This is a genomic window from Mesorhizobium sp. Root695 (genome assembly GCF_001428185.1).
Taxonomy (GTDB): domain Bacteria; phylum Pseudomonadota; class Alphaproteobacteria; order Rhizobiales; family Rhizobiaceae; genus Mesorhizobium.
The window spans coordinates 630335-648237 of sequence record NZ_LMHO01000023.1; the positions used below are offsets into that span (position 1 = coordinate 630335).

At 62.5% G+C, this 17903-nt stretch carries 19 protein-coding genes and 1 pseudogene; 9 read left to right on the plus strand and 11 right to left on the minus strand.

The window, feature by feature from the left end; all coding sequences use genetic code 11:
- Nucleotides 1-23 precede the first annotated feature (23 nt).
- Nucleotides 24-1202 carry an MFS transporter gene (locus ASD99_RS22130; protein WP_057144864.1) on the minus strand — a complete coding sequence of 393 codons (1179 nt, stop codon included), beginning with the start codon at nt 1200-1202 and terminating at the stop codon, nt 24-26.
- A gap of 208 nt (nt 1203-1410) precedes the next feature.
- Between ASD99_RS22130 and ASD99_RS22135 the strand changes: the two genes are divergently transcribed.
- The 6 genes from ASD99_RS22135 (at nt 1411) to ASD99_RS32640 (ending at nt 9688) form a co-directional block, all read left to right on the plus strand.
- Nucleotides 1411-1767 carry an ArsR/SmtB family transcription factor gene (locus ASD99_RS22135; RefSeq protein ID WP_057144865.1) on the plus strand — a complete coding sequence of 119 codons (357 nt, stop codon included), beginning with the start codon at nt 1411-1413 and terminating at the stop codon, nt 1765-1767.
- A gap of 64 nt (nt 1768-1831) precedes the next feature.
- On the plus strand, nt 1832-2590 hold the full coding sequence (locus tag ASD99_RS22140) for a metallophosphoesterase family protein (RefSeq protein WP_056595372.1): 759 nt from the start codon (nt 1832-1834) through the stop codon (nt 2588-2590).
- Nucleotides 2591-2849: 259 nt separating this feature from the next.
- Nucleotides 2850-3743 carry an SH3 domain-containing protein gene (locus tag ASD99_RS22145; protein WP_057144866.1) on the plus strand — a complete coding sequence of 298 codons (894 nt, stop codon included), beginning with the start codon at nt 2850-2852 and terminating at the stop codon, nt 3741-3743.
- Between the two features lie 220 nt (nt 3744-3963).
- Nucleotides 3964-7461, plus strand: coding sequence for a carbamoyl-phosphate synthase large subunit (carB, locus tag ASD99_RS22150; RefSeq protein WP_057144936.1), 3498 nt, complete (start codon nt 3964-3966; stop codon nt 7459-7461).
- A 253-nt stretch (nt 7462-7714) separates the two neighbouring features.
- Nucleotides 7715-8581, plus strand: coding sequence for a HEPN domain-containing protein (locus ASD99_RS22155; RefSeq protein WP_057144867.1), 867 nt, complete (start codon nt 7715-7717; stop codon nt 8579-8581).
- Entirely contained in the window at nt 8582-9688 is a 1107-nt protein-coding gene (locus ASD99_RS32640; protein ID WP_082583381.1) for a DGQHR domain-containing protein, read from the plus strand.
- A 14-nt stretch (nt 9689-9702) separates the two neighbouring features.
- Here the strand turns inward: ASD99_RS32640 and ASD99_RS22165 are convergent.
- Nucleotides 9703-9921: pseudogene (locus ASD99_RS22165) on the minus strand (RidA family protein); the annotation flags it as partial.
- The gene (locus tag ASD99_RS22170; RefSeq protein WP_082583383.1) at nt 9917-10639 is read right to left on the minus strand and encodes a winged helix-turn-helix transcriptional regulator; all 723 of its coding nucleotides are present in this window, start codon (nt 10637-10639) and stop codon (nt 9917-9919) included. The gene ASD99_RS22170 and the pseudogene ASD99_RS22165, both read right to left, overlap by 5 nt.
- Nucleotides 10640-10806: 167 nt before the next feature.
- On the opposite strand from ASD99_RS22170, the gene ASD99_RS22175 reads away from it, so the two are divergent.
- Nucleotides 10807-11436 (plus strand): MSMEG_1061 family FMN-dependent PPOX-type flavoprotein, encoded by a 630-nt coding sequence (locus ASD99_RS22175; RefSeq protein WP_056595382.1) that lies wholly within the window; start codon nt 10807-10809, stop codon nt 11434-11436.
- A gap of 7 nt (nt 11437-11443) precedes the next feature.
- Here ASD99_RS22175 and ASD99_RS22180 read toward each other — a convergent pair whose 3' ends face one another.
- The 5 genes from ASD99_RS22180 to ASD99_RS22200 all read right to left on the minus strand — a co-directional run bounded on the left by ASD99_RS22180 (nt 11444) and on the right by ASD99_RS22200 (nt 14319).
- Nucleotides 11444-11836: a RidA family protein gene (locus tag ASD99_RS22180; RefSeq protein WP_057144869.1), complete on the minus strand. Its 393-nt coding sequence runs from the start codon at nt 11834-11836 to the stop codon at nt 11444-11446.
- A gap of 75 nt (nt 11837-11911) precedes the next feature.
- Nucleotides 11912-12376, minus strand: a complete 465-nt coding sequence (locus ASD99_RS22185; protein WP_057144938.1) for a cupin domain-containing protein — start codon at nt 12374-12376, stop codon at nt 11912-11914.
- 163 nt (nt 12377-12539) lie between these two features.
- Nucleotides 12540-12911: an endonuclease domain-containing protein gene (locus ASD99_RS22190; protein ID WP_057144870.1), complete on the minus strand. Its 372-nt coding sequence runs from the start codon at nt 12909-12911 to the stop codon at nt 12540-12542.
- 107 nt (nt 12912-13018) lie between these two features.
- Nucleotides 13019-13756 (minus strand): DUF899 family protein, encoded by a 738-nt coding sequence (locus tag ASD99_RS22195; protein ID WP_057144871.1) that lies wholly within the window; start codon nt 13754-13756, stop codon nt 13019-13021.
- Between the two features lie 140 nt (nt 13757-13896).
- Nucleotides 13897-14319 (minus strand): lysozyme inhibitor LprI family protein, encoded by a 423-nt coding sequence (locus ASD99_RS22200; protein ID WP_056595391.1) that lies wholly within the window; start codon nt 14317-14319, stop codon nt 13897-13899.
- Nucleotides 14320-14502: 183 nt separating this feature from the next.
- Between ASD99_RS22200 and ASD99_RS22205 the strand changes: the two genes are divergently transcribed.
- On the plus strand, nt 14503-14838 hold the full coding sequence (locus tag ASD99_RS22205; protein WP_056595393.1) for a hypothetical protein: 336 nt from the start codon (nt 14503-14505) through the stop codon (nt 14836-14838).
- A 511-nt stretch (nt 14839-15349) separates the two neighbouring features.
- Here ASD99_RS22205 and ASD99_RS22210 read toward each other — a convergent pair.
- Both ASD99_RS22210 and ASD99_RS22215 read right to left on the minus strand, forming a co-directional pair.
- Nucleotides 15350-15838 carry a GNAT family N-acetyltransferase gene (locus ASD99_RS22210; RefSeq protein WP_057144872.1) on the minus strand — a complete coding sequence of 163 codons (489 nt, stop codon included), beginning with the start codon at nt 15836-15838 and terminating at the stop codon, nt 15350-15352.
- A 5-nt stretch (nt 15839-15843) separates the two neighbouring features.
- Entirely contained in the window at nt 15844-16749 is a 906-nt protein-coding gene (locus ASD99_RS22215) for a lytic transglycosylase domain-containing protein (RefSeq protein WP_057144873.1), read from the minus strand.
- Between the two features lie 181 nt (nt 16750-16930).
- Between ASD99_RS22215 and ASD99_RS22220 the strand changes: the two genes are divergently transcribed.
- On the plus strand, nt 16931-17500 hold the full coding sequence (locus ASD99_RS22220) for a methylated-DNA--[protein]-cysteine S-methyltransferase (protein ID WP_056595399.1): 570 nt from the start codon (nt 16931-16933) through the stop codon (nt 17498-17500).
- A 13-nt stretch (nt 17501-17513) separates the two neighbouring features.
- Here the strand turns inward: ASD99_RS22220 and ASD99_RS22225 are convergent, their stop codons facing one another.
- Nucleotides 17514-17843 carry a hypothetical protein gene (locus ASD99_RS22225; protein ID WP_056595968.1) on the minus strand — a complete coding sequence of 110 codons (330 nt, stop codon included), beginning with the start codon at nt 17841-17843 and terminating at the stop codon, nt 17514-17516.
- Nucleotides 17844-17903: the final 60 nt, after the last annotated feature.

The window sequence follows — 17903 nt, forward strand, 5'->3', positions numbered from 1 at the left end:
TGGGCCGGCGTTGCCAACAGTCTCTACTCAGCCGGCATGGCGACCGGCCGGGCGGCCCAGCGGCCGGCCAGCACGATGCCGAGCCCGATGATCGGGAAGGCCGCGGCGATCAGGCCAAGATCGGCCGGCGCGCCGTAACGCAGCACCGCACCGCCGACCACGGCGCCCAGCGCCACGCCGAGATAGAGCGCCGAACCGTTGAGCGACAGCACGATCGGGGCGGCGTCGGGCGCCAGCTTGATGATGCGGCTGGCCTGCGCCGGCGGGAACGCCCAGCCGACGATGCCCCACGGCACCATCATCGCCATCAGCGCCGGCCCGGCAATATGCGGCGGCAGGAAAGTCGGAATGACCGACAGCATCACCAGCATGACGGCGCTGAGTGCCAGCGACCAGCCGACGGTGCGGGTCGCGCCGAACCGGTCGGCCGCCTGGCCGCCTGCGATGTTGCCGATGACCGCGCCGACCCCGAAGGCGAGCAGCATGCCGGGCAGCGCGATCTGGCTGAGCCCGCCGCCCTCGATGGCGAGCGGCGCGACATAGGCAAAGACGGTGAAGGCACCGGTCAGCGCCAGCAATGTCGTTGCAAGGATCGGCATCACGCCGGGACGCATGGCGGCCGCCAGCCTGCGCTTCAGGGGCAGCTTGGTGCCGACGATGCCGCGCGGCAGCCGGTACCACAGGATGGCGCCGGCGAGCGCGCCGAGGCCGGCGATGGCGTAGAAGGTGCCACGCCAGCCGGCAAACGCCGCGACGAGGGCGCCGAGCGGCGCGCCGACGGCAACCGCCACCGTGGTGCCGCCGACGACGACGGCGATGGCACGCGCCCGGTGATGGTCATCGACCAGCGCCACCGCGGTTCCTTGCGCGGTTGCCGCGAACAGGCCCGACGACAGCGCCATGACGATGCGCGCGATCAGAAGAAGCTCGAAGGAGGAACTCAGGGCGGCGGCGATGTTGCCGAGCACGAAGAACACCAGCGTCCACAGGATGACGCGGCGCCGGTCCCATTCGCCGGTCAGCGTCGCCAGGATCGGCGTACCGACCGCGTAGGCGAGCGCGAAGGCGGTGATCAGCGTGCCGGCCAGCGGAATGGAAATGCCGGCGTCGGCGGCGATGTCGGGCAGAAGGCTGGAGATGACGAAGCCTTCGGTCGAGATCGTGAACGATCCGAGTGCAAGCCAGAAGAGGCGCTTGTCCATGGGGCGGTGTCCTTAGTTCAAAAGTTATTGAACAATTGGACATAACGAGGCATGATGTCAATGAAGCCAGGGGAAAATAGCAGAACCCTCCTGACAGCCCTGTGTCAGCACGGTCGGTCGGCACGGTCGAGAAGCGGAGAAACAGTGTGTACGGGCACAAAAGGACGGATGCGTTGAAATCGGCCCCGACTGTGCTTAGTTTCGAGCCATGACCTTGCCACACCCCAATACGGATCAGATCAGCCTACCGATCGTGCTCGGCGTGCTCGGCGACCCGACCCGGCTCGCCATCGTGCGCTATCTCGCGAGCAAGGAAGGCGTGCCGCTGAACTGCAGCCAGTTCCTCGATCTCGGCTCGAAGACCAATCTGAGCTACCACCTCGCCAAACTGCGCGAAGCCGGCGTCACCCGCGCCGAGGTGGTAGGTACCAACCGCATGATCACGCTGCGCCGCGCCGATCTCGACGCCCGCTTCCCCGGCCTGCTCGACAGCGTCATCGCCGCCGCCGGCGACGATCGGGCCCTGCCGGCGGTCGGCGACCACGACATCGAAATCCACGCCTGAGGATGTTCCTCGCTCCCACGAAACGGGGGAGAGGAAACGCTGTCTCACCACCGGAGCTCCCCTTATGCGGATCGCCGTCCTCGCTGATATCCACGGCAACGTCCTGGCGCTCGACGCCGTGCTTGAGGATCTGCGCCAGCGCGGCGGTGCCGATCTGACCGTCAATCTCGGCGACAGCGTTTCCGGCCCGCTGTGGCCGCGCGAGACGTTTGCGCGGTTGGAGGCGCTCAACCTGCCGACGGTGCGCGGCAACCACGACCGCCGCGTCGCGGCCGATCCGGCCGACGAGACCATGTGGGCCTCCGATGTCTATGCGCAGGAGCGGCTGACCGAGGCACAGCGCCAGGTGCTTTTCGCCCAGCCGCTGACGCTGGAGATCGCGCCCGGAATCATCGCTTTCCACGCCCGCCCCGACCACGACGAGAAATATCTCGCCGATACGATCGTCAATGGCCAGCTGGTGCGCGCGCCGCTGGCGGCGATCCGGCGCCGGCTGAAGGCGCTGGACCTCGCCTGCCGCATCGCGCTGTGCGGCCACAGCCACCGCGCGGAACTGATCCGCATCCCCGACGGTCCCATCATCTTCAACCCCGGCAGCATCGGCTGCCCCGCCTATGACGATTCCACCCCGCCGGCGCATCTCTCCGAGCAGGGCTCGCCACATGCCCGCTATGGCATCGTCACCTTGGGCAGCGCGGGTCAGGCCGACCGCTTCGAGGCTATCGCCGTCGACTACGACCATGAGGCCGCGGCCAGACAGGCCGAGCAGGCGGGCCGGCCGGAATGGGCTCACGCGCTCAGGACCGGATTTATCTCAGGCTGAACGCTTTTGCGTTCATGCCTCAGGCTGAGCTTGGTGATGCCTCCCGACTGAACCCCCTTGCGTTCATGTCGAGGCTGAACGCTTTTGCGTTCATCCCGGCTGAACTGGCTCACAGTCTGGCGGGCTGGCACAGGCGAAACGGCGGTCGAATTTTCGGGCTTACATGGCGGCGCGTCGTCCCTTATAAAATCCGCCGGGCATGCGGCGGGCCGCGATCCGTCGCTGCGTGGTGTCTTGAGTATCAGCGCACGGCCAAACGATGAGGCGCACAGTTACGCTCCGAACAACCCTGCATGCGCTGATTGCCGCCCCGCTGCTGATGGCGGCATGGCCGGTCATTGTCACGGCCGAAGAGGCGCCGGATCTCGTCATCTCCATCGTCATCGGCCTGGCGCCGGACGATCTTCTCAAGGTCCGCACCGCCGCATCGCCGATAGCCAAGGTCGAAACGCGTCTGGCTGGAGGCGACAGCGTTACCAATCTCGGCTGCAATGACGTCAATGGCTACAAATGGTGCATGATCGAGACCACCGGCAAGGAAAAGCTGAGCGGATGGGCGCCAGCGCGCTACCTCATCCCTCTCAATCCGGCCCCCTATGTCGAAGGCGAGACAAGACGGGCCCATGCACCCGTGGTTGCCTCCACGGGGAGCGGCAATGAGGCCGACCAGGCATCGGCGAACAGCACGGTAGCCGCCGGCGCGGATGTCCGGGCCCAGGCGCCAGTCGCGCCGCCCGACCTGACGGCGCGGCTTGGCGGCGCCGGTCCGGTAGCCGAAAGCACGCCGAAATCCGGCGCCGAAATCGGCCGCGCCGCCATGCAGGATGCCTACCGCCTGGCACTGGCGGCGACCGACGCCGCGCCGGATCCCGCTTCTGCCCGGGGTGTCAGCGAAATTCCTTGCGCCCGCTATGTCGGCGAGCCGATGACGCGTTGCGAGATCAGCGTCGAGCGCAAGGGCAGTGACAACGTGGACGTCACGGTCACCTGGCCCGATGGCGGCACGCGCGTGATTTCCTTCCGCGGCGGCCAGCCGGCCAGCTCCGACGCGCCCAGCGACTTCCGCTTCACCCGCGAAGGCAGCCTGAACATGATCCGCGTCGGCATCTCCGAACGCTTCGAGATCACAGACGCCGTCGCATTCGGGGATTAGTTGTCGGGACCAAGGCAGTAGGGCTTGGGCAGTAGGGCTTGCCTATTGCCTACAGCCTAATCCCCAATCCCTACTGCCTAATCCCTCATTTTCGGGGTTACATCGGGCAAACTCTTCCCTATAAGGCCCTCCTAGCCTGATACCAGAATCGCGAACACAACCGGCCGGGTCTTCCCGTCCCGGTTTTTTGTGCAAGCCGCCCGCCAAACGGACCTATGACATGCCAAGACGCACTGACATCAAGTCGATCCTGATCATCGGGGCCGGCCCCATCGTCATCGGCCAGGCCTGCGAGTTCGACTATTCCGGCACCCAGGCCTGCAAGGCGCTGAAGGAAGAGGGCTTCCGCGTCATCCTGGTCAATTCCAACCCGGCCACCATCATGACCGACCCGGAACTGGCCGACGCCACCTATATCGAGCCGATCACGCCTGAGGTCGTCGCCAAGATCATCGCCAAGGAGCGGCCCGACGCGCTGCTGCCGACCATGGGCGGCCAGACCGCGCTCAACACCGCTCTGTCGCTGCGCCGCATGGGCGTGCTCGAGCGCTACAATGTCGAGATGATCGGCGCCGACGCCACGGCCATCGACAAGGCCGAGGACCGCGCGCTGTTTCGCGAGGCGATGAAGAAGATCGGCCTGGAAACGCCGAAGTCGATGCTGGCCAACGCCACCGACGTCAAGAACACCGACCGCAAGACGCATGAGGCCGAGCGCGCCGCAGTCAAGGCCGAGGCGCCTGCCGATCTCGACGCCGCGCTCGACGCGCTGGAAACCCGCTGGAACCTCGGCGAAGGCGACCGCAAGCAGCGCTACATCAGCCATGGCATGGCGATCGCCGCCCAGGCGCTCGACCATGTCGGCCTGCCCGCCATCATCCGCCCGTCCTTCACCATGGGCGGCACCGGCGGCGGCATCGCCTACAACCGCGCCGAATTCTACGAGATCGTCCAGTCCGGCCTCGACGCCTCGCCGACCACCGAAGTGCTGATCGAGGAGAGCGTGCTCGGCTGGAAGGAGTATGAGATGGAGGTCGTCCGCGACAAGGCGGACAATTGCATCATCGTCTGCTCGATCGAGAACATCGACCCGATGGGCGTGCACACCGGCGATTCGATCACCGTCGCCCCGGCGCTGACGCTGACCGACAAAGAATACCAGATGATGCGCAACGCCTCGATCGCGGTGCTGCGCGAGATCGGCGTCGAGACCGGCGGCTCCAACGTCCAGTTCGCCGTCAACCCGGCCGATGGCCGCCTCGTCGTCATCGAGATGAACCCGCGCGTCTCGCGCTCCTCCGCGCTGGCCTCCAAGGCGACCGGTTTCCCCATCGCCAAGATCGCGGCGAAGCTCGCCGTCGGCTACACGCTGGACGAGTTGGAGAACGACATCACCGGCGGCGCCACGCCTGCCTCCTTCGAGCCGTCGATCGATTACGTGGTGACGAAGATCCCGCGTTTTGCCTTCGAGAAATTCCCCGGCGCCGAGCCGGTGCTGACCACCGCCATGAAGTCGGTCGGCGAAGTCATGGCCATCGGCCGCACTTTTCAGGAATCGCTGCAGAAAGCCTTGCGTGGGCTGGAAACCGGCCTCACCGGCCTCGACGAGATCGAGATCCCCGGCCTTGGCTACGGCGCTGCCAACCATGCCGACGACCGCAACGCCATTCGCGCTGCACTCGGCACGCCGACGCCCGACCGGCTGCGCATGGTGGCGCAGGCGATCCGCATGGGCACCTCGCTGGAAGACGTGCACGCCATGTGCAAGATCGACCCGTGGTTCCTCGAACAGATCGCCGGCATCGTCGCCATGGAAGCCCGCATCCGCGAGCACGGCATCCCTGAGGACGCCGTCAATCTGCGCATGCTGAAGGCGATGGGTTTTTCGGACGCCCGCCTCGCCTCACTGACCAAGACCGATATCGAAGTGATCCAGAAGGCGCGCGAAAAGCTCGACGTCCATCCGGTCTACAAGCGCATCGACACCTGCGCGGCCGAGTTCGCCTCGCCCACCGCCTACATGTACTCGACCTATGAAGTTCCGTTTGCCGGCGCGCTCGCCAACGAGGCACAGGTCTCGTCGCGGAAAAAGGTCGTCATCCTCGGCGGCGGCCCGAACCGCATCGGCCAGGGCATCGAGTTCGACTATTGCTGCTGCCACGCCGCCTTTGCGCTGCGCGACGCCGGCTATGAAGCGATCATGATCAACTGCAACCCGGAGACGGTCTCGACCGACTACGACACCTCGGACCGGCTCTATTTCGAGCCGCTGACGGCGGAAGACGTGCTGGAGATCCTGCGCGCCGAGCAGGCCTCGGGCGAACTGGTCGGCGTCATCGTCCAGTTCGGCGGCCAGACGCCGCTGAAGCTCGCCGATGCGCTGGAGAAGGCCGGCATCCCGATCCTCGGCACCTCGCCCGACATGATCGATCTCGCCGAAGACCGCGACCGCTTCCAGAAGCTGCTGCACAAGCTCGGCCTCACCCAGCCGAAGAACGGCATCGCCTATTCGGTCGAGCAGGCCCGCCTCGTCGCCGGCGAGCTCGGCTTCCCGCTGGTGGTGCGCCCGTCCTATGTGCTGGGCGGCCGCGCCATGCAGATCATCCATGACGAGGGCATGCTGCAATCCTACCTGCTCGACACCGTGCCCGGCCTGGTGCCGGAGGACATCAAGCAGAAATACCCCAACGACAAGACCGGCCAGATCAACACGCTGCTGGGCAAGAACCCGCTGCTGTTCGACACCTATCTCAGTGGCGCCATCGAGGTCGATGTCGACTGCCTCTGCGACGGCAAGTCGACCTTCGTCTCCGGCATTCTCGAACACATCGAGGAGGCCGGCATCCATTCGGGCGACAGTGCCTGCTCGCTGCCGGTGCACTCGCTGCCTTCGGAACTGGTCGACGAGCTGGAGCGCCAGACGGCGGCCCTTGCCCGCGCGCTCAATGTCGGCGGGCTGATGAACGTGCAGTATGCGATCAAGGACGGCACGGTCTATGTGCTGGAGGTCAATCCGCGCGCGTCCCGCACCGTGCCCTTCGTCGCCAAGACCATCGGGCGGCCCATTGCGAAAATCGCCGCCCGCATCATGGCCGGCGAGACACTGGAAGACGCCTTCGCCCATTACGGCGCCATGCCCGATCCCCGCAATCCCGGCCACATCGCGGTCAAGGAAGCGGTGTTCCCCTTCGCCCGCTTCCCCGGCGTCGACATCTTGCTCGGCCCGGAAATGCGCTCGACCGGCGAGGTCATGGGCCTCGACCGCGACTTCGCGCTCGCCTTCGCCAAGAGCCAGTTGGGCGCCGGCGTCGACTTGCCACGCTCCGGCACGCTGTTCGTCTCGGTCCGCGACGAGGACAAGAAAGGCATATTGCCGGCGGTGAAGCGCCTCGCCGGCCTCGGCTTCAAGGTGCTGGCGACCTCCGGCACGCAACGTTTCCTCGCCGAAAACGGCGTCGACGCCCAAAAAATCAACAAGGTGCTGGAAGGCCGCCCCCACATCGAGGACGCCATCCGCAACCGCCAGGTGCAGATCGTCTTCAACACCACGGACGGCCAGAAGGCGGTGTCGGACTCCAAGTCGCTGCGCCGAGCGACGCTGATGCAGAAGGTGCCGTATTACACGACGATGTCGGGTGCGGCCGCCGTGGCGGAGGCGATTGCGGCGCTGAAGGCGGGAAGCCTCGAGGTCAGGCCGCTGCAGGAGTATTTTGCTTAGCTCCCTTCTCCCCGTTCAACGGCTAGAAGGTGCCGACAGGCGGATGAGGGGCAGCGCGGCGAACTTACAGATTCAGGCGTCACACCCTTGGCTCCGCTGAGCCCTGTTCCTCTCGCAATGAGTAAAACCCTTCGGAACCGAGGGCATAGATGGACCGTGTCCGACCCTCAATCTCGTTATCACTTGCAAAAGACCTCGGCAAATTTTAGCTTTCTGAGATATTCAATTCTCACGAAATAGAGTGACATTCCATATGGAGAAACCTCTTATATTTCTGGTGGCGAATAGAAATTGCACCCTGCAAAAAGGTTTCCCTATCGTGCTAGCAGGTGGAATAATCCTGAAGCAAATTCAGGACGATCACCTTGGGTCCATTATCGGGTTTCGCTCTTCTCTGGCTTCTATCGTTACGCCGAAGAAGAAATGCTTCTTAATACCGCATGATCACGATGCAATAGCCACTCACACTCTTGAGAATATCAGCCTATGCCTTTCGTTCTCGTTAAATTTCTTCGCCGACGAAGGAGCTATAACGTGTGATAGAGTCTTTACCACGGAGAAAAAGCGAAAATTTAAGATCCTTCGAGAGACACCTCTTGCCAATCGGATCTTGTCATCTGAGGCAGGCGACATCGATTTCAAATTGAAAAACGCAGCTAAATCAAAAGAGATTGATACCGTATTAGTTTCATCTCTCAAGTCGGTCAACTCAGATAAGAGTATGGTGATCACACTCGATCGATTTGTTTCAGGAATAATACGGTCTGATTTTCCAAGCAGGGTAATCGATATGGCTATTTGCTTGGAGTCGCTATTCTCATCCTCTCAAGAAATTAAGTTCAGATTTTCCCTTTATAATGCTATAATATCTACTATTGAAATAGATAAAAGAGATCCCGCCTTCGAACTGATGAAAATTCTGTACGACGCGAGGAGCGCGATAGTTCACGGAGGTGAAGTTAAGAATAAAGAAAAACTCGAAGATGAGTGGGAAAAAATAGTAGATATTGCAAAACTATCAATTTTGTACAAAATGAATTTTCTGACAGTTAGAAATAAAACCGAATGGGACAACCATTTGAATAAACTCATACTTGGAACCGAGCAGAGGGTAGCGTAGATGGAACATGCTATAAAGAGCGGAAAGCTCAAGATAGAGGCTATTTCTGATGAGGTTCTCGGCGTAAAAGTCATCAGAGGATTTGCTCGTCTTTGTGATCTATCAGCGCTCTCCAAAGCAGACATTTATGATGCACATAAAAATCCGACCGGCACGCAGCGAGATTTAAGCCCAAAACACGCGCGAGATGCGTACCTGTACGTTAGGCAAGAGGAACTGGCATTCTGGCCTGAGATCTTTTTGAGCGCACGCGACTCAGCTGTTTGGAGTTTTGCAGGAACTCCTAATTCAGTGATCGGCTCGCTTTCGGTTGACGTAGATCTGATTTCATCAAGCTCGAAGATCTTGATCTCACGCGTGGACGGAAACCATCGCCTTCACTACGCAGATGGCACTTCTGAAGGATATCCACCCATAACTAAAATCGTCTCGTTTTGTTTGGCTGTAAACCTAACTCTAGAACAAGAAATAAAGCTTTTCCGGGACATAAATAACAACCAGAGAAGGATGAATACCAGCCATCTTGAGAATATAAAGGTGCGCCTAAGCGATAGAAGTGAGCTTGCGACACGAGACCCAAAGCTATATATTGCAGATCGCCTAGCAAAAGACTCAGATAGCCCTCTGAAGGGAATGGTTTTCTATGGCGGAGCGAAAGACGTTGCAAAAATCGTGCCTCTTAGAACATTAAAGAGCGGTATTGAATATATGTTCTCTAGGCCGACTAGACTGACAGCTATAGATGACATCGACATACAGATAAAAGTTATCAAAAATTACCTTTCTGCGCTAAAAAAATGGGAACCCTCAGTTTGGACATCACCAAGGCAGTATGTGATGCTGCGTGGTGCGGGTTTTTGGGGCGTTTGCTTTTTAGGCGCTGAAGTCATCGATAGAGCCTTGGCAAAGGGCGGCTACAAACCTGATGATATGTTAGCCGTTTTGCGTTCTGGCAAAAGTTGGAACTGGTCGAACGGTGGAGATTTTTCTGGTCTTAGCGGCAGAGGCGGGGCGGTGCGGATAAGAGATCTAATCGTCGCCGAGTTTGCGGAAGAAGAGAGCATTTCGCTTAAGTCCCTCATGAAAAAGATCTCTGATGAAATCTAGGAACAGGCTCACCCTCACGCCACCGCCACACACTCGATCTCGATATCGAACTCCATCGGCCAAGACGCCACTGGTACAAAACTCCGCGCCGGCGGGCTCGCCGAAAAATACTTCGCATAAACCCGGTTGATGGCGTTGTAGAAGCCGGCGGCGTAGATGCGCACCATCACTACGTTTTCCAGCGAGGTGCCGGCCGCTTCCAGGCAATGTTTCAGCGCCTTCAGCGACCTATCCAATCGCCCGCAGCACACGCAACTCCGCCGGGCGTTTTTGTATCGCGGCCAGAGAGCCGAGCCCCAGCCAATCAGCCGCATTGGACGTGTATTTGCGCGGGCCATCGATCTGGATGTCACCGCTGGCAAGGGCGCCGGAGAGGCCCTGCGAGCCGATCCATATGCGCACCATGGTTTTCAGCGCGGCTTCGACCTGCACGTCGATCTCGAAGCCCGGATCGACATAGCAGAGATCGACCTCGCCGCGCTCGAACACCAGCCAGTGCAGCCGCTTGCCTTCCGGCGCGTCGGGAAAATGGAAGCGCACGACGAAACGGTCGGGCAGGCTGGACAGGCGGCGGACGTGGCGCCTGATGTCCCACATCAGGAAATCGGTATCGACATCGGCGAGCGACGGCTCGACATCGATCCATTCCTGCCCCCAGACCGCGATCGCGCGCACCACCTCGCCGAGCGCCTTGCCGGCTTCCGTCAGCCGGTAGGCGGCCGGCTTGCCGGGGCCTTCGCTGCCGCGCGAGACCAGCCCGAAGGCTTCGAACTCCCTCAGCCTCTGCGCCAGCAGCGTGCGCGACACCAGCGGCACGCCGCGCCGGATCTCGTTGAACCCGCTCGCACCTTCGAGCAATTGTCGCAGGATCAGCACGGTCCAGCGGGTGCACAGAATCTCCGCCGCCATCGAGAGCGGACAATACTGACCGTAGCCATTGCGTTCCTGCATTTTGCACCGGTCCGCTGCGTCGGAAAACAGACTGCCTGCCCTGTATAGGCCTGCGCGCGCGCCACGACCAGTCCAGCTTCTGGACTAGTCGGCCCTCCCATCCGGTGCAAGCATTGCCTCCGCGTCGCGACGGCATCCGTTGCGGCAATCCAGGGAGGGTTCGAACCATGGCGCAGGCCGACCCCAACATTCTGACTGATGTGGCCCAGCTTCGCGAGATCGTCGGTCCGGTGGGCGAGAAGGTGGCGAACAAGACGATCGACCATATCGACGCGATTTGCGCGACCTTCATCTCGATGTCGCCCTATCTCGTCCTGGCGACGCGGGGGCGCGACGGTTTGCTCGATCTCTCCCCCAAGGGAGATCCCGCCGGCTTTGTCGATGTGCTGAATCCCAGGACACTTGCCATTCCCGACCGTCTCGGCAATGGCCGTTTCGACAGCTACGAGAACCTGATCGCCGAGCCTTCGCTTGCCCTGATCTTCCTCATTCCAGGCCACACCGACACGCTTCGCGTTGCCGGAGAAGGCCGCATCAGCCGCGCCCCCGAACTGCTCGCCCGCTATCCGGTCAATGGAAAGGAACCGCGTTTCGTCCTCCTGGTCACGGTGCGGCAAGCCTTCCTGCATTGCGCCAAGAGCACGGTGCGGGCCGGCCTCTGGCGCCAGGAGACATGGCCGGACTCGTCATGCGTCCCGTCGCTGGCCCAGGCAATGGTGGCGCATGGCAAGCTGGCGCTTGGCGTTGCCGAGATGCAGGACATCATCGACAGGGATGGAAAGACGAGGCTCTATTGAGGCGCCCTCACGCCACCGCCACACACTCGATCTCGATATCGAACTCCATCGGCCAGCACGCCACTGGCACGAAGGTTCGCGACGGCGGATTGTCGGGGAAATGCCTGGCATAGACGCGGTTGATGGCGTTGTAGAAGCCGGAATTGACGGCGTAGATGCGCACCATCACCACATTATCGAGCGATGTCCCGGCCGCTTCCAGGCAGTGTTTCAGCGCCCTCAGCGACGCTTCGGTCTGCACCTCGATGTCGCCCTTGACCAGCCTGCCGGTCGCAATATCGAGCGGCGGCGTGCCGGACACGAAGACCAGCCCCGCGGCCCTGGTCACCAGCGACAGCGGCACGCCGAGCGCCCGCACGGCAGCCGACAGCACCGGCACTTCGATAATTTCCTTCTTCATGGCACTCCTCCCTGGGTTCGCAGGGAGCTTATCCCGGCACCGGCGAAACACCAGCGGCGACGCATGGTCCAGGGCTCACCTCTGCCCCGGATAGGGCGTTCCATCCTTGTGCAGGAAGCGCCCGTCGGAACTCGGGCTCATCATGTCGATATCGGAGCACGTGATGACATCGTCGCGATTGCGCGAGCCGACCTCCAGGTAGAGTGCCGTCGTGGCGGACCGGTTGATCAGGTGATGGCCGTTGCCGCTGTTCTTGGCGAAGGTCGCGCAGTCGCCGGCCCTGAGCAGCGTCTCGCCGCCATCCTCGACCAGCGTCAGTTCGCCTTCCAGAACGGTGACGAACTCGTCCTCATGGCTGTGCCAGTGGCGCTGGCTGGACCAGCCGCCGGGCGGCAATGTCATCAGATTGACGCCGAAATCCGTGAGGCCGCCGGCATCGCCAAGGCGGCGGCGGGTACGGTCGGCACAGGGGGCGTCGAAGGGTGCGGGGTAGCCGGAGCCTTTGCGGATGGAAACGGATGAGAGGTCGATCTTAGGCATGGGTGCCTCCATGGATTGATGGTGGCAATCTAGCGCCCTTCCCTTCTCCCCTTGTGGGAGAAGGTGGCCGAGCGAAGCTCGGTCGGATGAGGGGTGCTCCAGCTTGGCGATACGCCCTATTCAAAGCCACCCACCAACGCCGGAAGACGAGAAGGCACCGCCATCACCGCCACGGTTGCAAACTTGTGTCCCGAACATAGGCGATGATGGTGTCGCAGACTGAATCCAGTTCTCGCAACACATCATCATTCCAGAAGCGTAATACGCGGAAACCCCGCAGTTTCAGTTCGGCGTCCCGCTCACGATCACGGCCCGAATCCGCATGCTGGCTACCGTCTATCTCAACGATCAGCATTGCCTCCACACACAGAAAGTCGGCAATGAACCGTCCAATCGGCACTTGGCGACGGAACTTGATTCTGTCGAGTTTTCGACCGCGTAGCTCATGCCAAAGCTTGTCCTCGGCCTCGGTCGGTTCGCGTCGTAAGGTTCGGGCAGAACGCCTTTTGTCTGGTAGGACGGGTTGGTGTGGCATTGCGGGACAATAGGTAAAGTTGGCGTTCACTGGAACACCCCTCATCCGACCTCGCTTCGCGAGGCCACCTTCTCCCACAAGGGGAGAAGGGAAGGCGAACCTGCCCCTCAATGGCAACACCCGTACTGCAGCTGCTCGTTCCAGTTCGGCCGGCCCTCTGGCGTGAAATCCATCAAGTTCCACAGGATCTCGCAGGTTCCGAGGCCGCGCGGATCCTGGCCGGGTTCCGTTGGTGCGAAACCGAGCTCCGAGCTCCAAAAATGGCGGATGCCGTCGGCGTCGCGATGAAACACCGACAGCAGCGGGATCTGCGCGCCGTCGGCATCCTCGGCATTGTAGTCGCGCTTGAAGCTGTTGCCGGCCGACGACACCAGCCGCATGTTGCGCCAGTCACGGTCGCGGCCAAGCGTGACCAGGTTTTCGAGCTTGGTCTTGGCCACCACAGCGAAATTGAAGCCAGCTGCCTGGAGATGGCCGACCGCGCCGTCGAACTGGTCGAGCAGCGCCGTGCAGGACGGGCATGGCTGGTCCTGTCGCGCAAGCCTCGCCGTGCCGCCGCTCGCTGCCACCTCGCGCGCCTCCTGCGGATGACGGGGAAACATCATGTTATAGAGGATCAGCGAGTCCTTGCCCGGGGCAAACAACTCCGACAGTTTGACCTTGGCCGGCCTTCCATGGGCATCCAGCGCGTCGAACTCATAGTCCTGGCGGATCGGCCCGCCTGGCGGAAGCGCGCGCCGAGCCTCGGCGACCTCTTCCATGACGCGGCGCAGCTCGATTTCCTTGCGCAGCAGTTTTTCACGCGCGGTGCGGTATCTGGCGGATTCGTTGGGAAAGGTGATCATGGTCGGCTCCTTCAAGTCGCGGCGCCGGCGTCCCGGCGCGGTTGCTCTGCGACCCAAGGACGTTTGGCGACGATCGGTTCCGACATTTTTGTACGCCGCGTGGCGGCGAGGAGCATACCTCCCGAGAGCGCGGACAAACGCTACTCTGCCGCCGGCACCGGACAGTCCAGCACACCTTCCTCGCAATGCAGATAGCCCTGAAAATCCTTCAGCCTGAGGTTGGTGAGCCCCGCCTGACAATTGGCGACCACCATCGGACGGACGCTGCCGGCGGTTTCGGGCGGGCCGCCCTGGAAGGCGCATTCGGCGTCGCGGAAAGCGACCCAGGCGCGTTGCGCATCGACCAGCAGCTTCTTCGACCCCGCATTGTCCTTCAGCCGGCCTTCGATCTGCTTGTAGGCCTGGTTGAGCTTCTTGTCGGCTGCGTCGAAATCCTTGCTGGCGCATTCGTCCATGGTGGCCTGGTCCTGCGCATTGGCGCAGTCGTCGGCGGCTCTCGCGGGGCTCACAATGAGCGGAGCGGCAAGCATCAGGGTGGCAAGGCTGGAGAGCAGAAGCCGCATCGTGTTTTCCTCCGGTTCTGGCAAAGCCCCCACGCAGGCGAAGCTTAGCAACCGGATGAGTGCAGGCAAGATGCGGCCTGCCGCCTTGGTCGACAGTTCCTTTCCGAATACTCGGCGATGGAACCCGTCCGGCTTTTCCGGCATTCTCACCGCGGGTTAAAGCTTGCGCGCCTAGGGGACGAAATGCACGACGAAGAGATCGACCTGCGCTGCCCGCAAGTGGTGGCCGACAATGCCGCCAAGGGCCTCAGGCTGCGCGGAGAATTCGGCCGTGGCGGCACCGAGATCGGCGTGGCCCGCGCCACCGAACTGAAGAACCGCGAAAAGCTCGCCCCCTCCACCATCCGCCGCATGGTCAGCTACTTCGCCCGCCACGAGGTCGACAAGCGCGGCAGGAACTACGGCAATGAGAAAAACCCGTCGGCTGGCTACATCGCCTGGCTGCTGTGGGGCGGCGACGAGGGCCGCGCCTGGGCGCTGGAGCTTAAGAAGAAGATCGGCAACGCACCGGATATCTAGAAGATCGCGCAAGAAGGCGGGTTCCGAAACCCGCCCCGGAACCCGCCATGGAGGAGCTGACGCAAGCCGGTGCAGCCTCCCCCTGTGCCCAGCCAATCGACGATCCCGGATCGGCTGAAATGGTGTAGTGACGCAACGTTAGCATTGGCCGGCGGCCGTCTATGTGAAGCGGTTCACAATGCGCTGGAAAACCGCCGCAACCAATCGACATGGAGCGACCGAGCCCGGAGCAAAGAGTTTGATGGATGTCGCTCTGCAGCCGGCGACGGAAATCCTCCCACGCGCCGGCAGCTTGTCAGACCCCACCCTCCATTGAATGCGAAGCAGCGCTTTGGGTTCCCAAATCACGCGGCTGTATTGCCGGCCCTAGAGACTGTTTCGAAATTCGCTCTGGCGAGTCATATGGTGGTGGTTTCGAGACCCGGAGCGCAGCGTACTTTTGGGTACGTGAGCACCGGAAGCGCAGAAAACGCCATCAGATGGCCGCCAGAGTAGAATTTCCAACAGTCTCTTAGCCTTCCCAGGCGACAGGCATCATGCCCAGCCGCTCGTAGAGCCGGACGGCGGCGGCGTTCTCGACCGTGTTGGTCTTGAGGTCGACATGGTCGGCGCCGCGTTCGCGAAAAATGGCGAAGGCGTGCCACATCAGCGCTTCGGCAATGCCCTTGCCGCGCGCCTCGGGATGAACGGCAAGGTCCTTGACGAAGGCGCGGGTCCAGCACAGCGCCGCCGCCGCCAGCCGGCCCTTGGCGTCGATGACGAGGAAGCACAGTGCCGGGTCGAATTCGGGATCAACCGATATGCGCGGCCACCACTCATCGAACGGGCCATCGGCGCCGTCGTCGAACACTTCGGTCAACAGCGCATGCAAGGCCGACGCGTCGCCGGGCTCGAAGCTGCGCATGACAAAGCCCTCCGGCCAGTGCGGAGGAACCAGCGTCTCGTCGAGGATCTTGCGCAGCCGGACGTCGTTCAGAGCCGGCGGGCGCGGTTCAGGCATCGCGCTCAGGCGTCGGGCTGCAGGCGGCGGCGCTGGCGGTCGCGGCCAAGGCCGGTCGCTTCAAGCAGGCCCTTGCGCTTGGCGTCGTAATAATAGCCGGTCTGGTAGAGCCAGTCGGCGCGCTTGGCGTTGCCGCCGGCCACCAGCCAAGCGCCGCGCAGGTACTTCACCGCGTATTTCAGATTGGTCTCGGCGTCGAACAGGCCCTTGGCCGGTCCGTCATAGCCCATGCCGCGCGCCGTCGCGTGCTTGATCTGCATCAGCCCCCAATGGCCGTTGTTGTAGGCTTTCGGGTTGAAGGTGCTCTCGCGGTTGACGACGTGGCGCACCAGGTCCACCGGCACCTGGTAGAGAACGGCGTACTTCTCGATCAGCCGCTCGACATCGCCACGCACGCCCGTGGCGTGCTCTTCTTCCACAGGTGCTGTCGGGAACTGCACCAGGGCCGCCGGATTCTGCGGCACGACATAGGCGACCTGCTGGACGCCAGGCATCCGGTCGCCCTTGGCGGTCGCCGGCATGACCAGCCCTGCGGTCGTATCGCTCTCGGCCGCCTTGACCGGCTCAGCCGCATCCGCCGGCGGGGGCGCCTGCCAGGCATTGGCGGTCATCACGGCGGGCACGGCTGGTGCCGCGGGTGTCGATCCAGCAAAGGCGGCGGTCACTGCCGCCGGTTGCGCGGCGGGATCGAGCGGCAATTCGGCTGTCTGAACGGGGGCAATACCCGACGATTCCGGCAGCACCGAAACCGTCTCCGGCAGCGGCACGGTGAAGCCGGCGTCAGTGCCGGCGACGGTCGCGGTTTCGGTCAGAGCAGGCGCGGACTTCATCTGCGAGGTCGACGTGCAGCCGCTGATGCCGGCGGCGGCCAGGATCACGCCGATCGCGATAAGGTTGAATTTTGCTGGCAAGCCGCGCTCGGGTCCGATTTGTCCGGTTGTTAAGAAATCCCTTACACCAGCGGTTCATGAGCGGCAATCGGGGCCATCAGGTGGTTTTCGGGTGGCAAGACCAGGGGTCTGATGCCATATTGTTCTGGATATGTACTGGGACGAATCCCGGTTTTCGCCACTTTGCGGAAAGGAACGCATCATGGACACGACAGCTTCGATCACGGCCGGCCACGCAGTGTTAGAAACAGTGATCGGCTTCATGGGCATTGCCTGGAGCGAAAAGGGCCTGATCCGGCTCTGCCTGCCCGAACGCAGCCGCGAAGCGGTGGAGCGGCGCCTGCTGCGCCATGGCGGCGTTTCCGCCTCCACGGCCCAGCCGCCATGGGTGGTCGAACTGATCGCAGCGATCAAGGCCTATGCGGCGGGCGAGGACGTCGATTTCTCCGCCGTGCCGGTCGATCTCGACGGCGTCGACGATTTCCGCCTCGCCATTTACGACGCGGCGCGAAAACTCTCCTTCGGCAAAACCACCACCTATGGCGAACTGGCCAAAACCGCCGGCCATGCCGGTCTCGCCCGCGAGACCGGGGCCGCCCTTGGCGCCAATCCGGTGCCGCTGGTCATCCCTTGCCATCGCATCCTTGCCGCCGGCGGCAAGATCGGCGGCTTCTCGGCGCCGGGCGGCTCGGTCACCAAGGAGAAGATGCTGGCCATGGAAGGCGTGCGTGTCGGCCCGCCGCCCCCGGCGCAGGTCTCCTTCGGGTTTTGATGCAGGCAGATGCCTAATTGTTATGGAAGAACCGTCGGCGGAAATGCCGCTCATTGTCCGGCCGCTTGCAGTTATAGACCGGACAGGACCTGGTGTCGGCGCTCGGCACATAGGCGCGCGTCCTCACCTCGCCCATGGTGCAGAACTGCTGGCTCTGCACATAGCGGTCATAGAGCGGCAATCCCGGCACCCGCGTCGACTGGTAGCGCAGGATGACGGCGCCCTGCCGGGCGATCGTTGCCTGAACCTTGCCGCAGCTCATGCGGGTCGGGTCGTAGCGCGAGATCGCCTGCGCTTCGGCGGCCACCAGCGTCAGGCAGGCGGCAAGCAGAATGGTTTTCATGGTGCTCTCCCCTGATCCGCCGCTCAAGAACAGCGTGATCTGTCGCAACGTTTTCAGCAG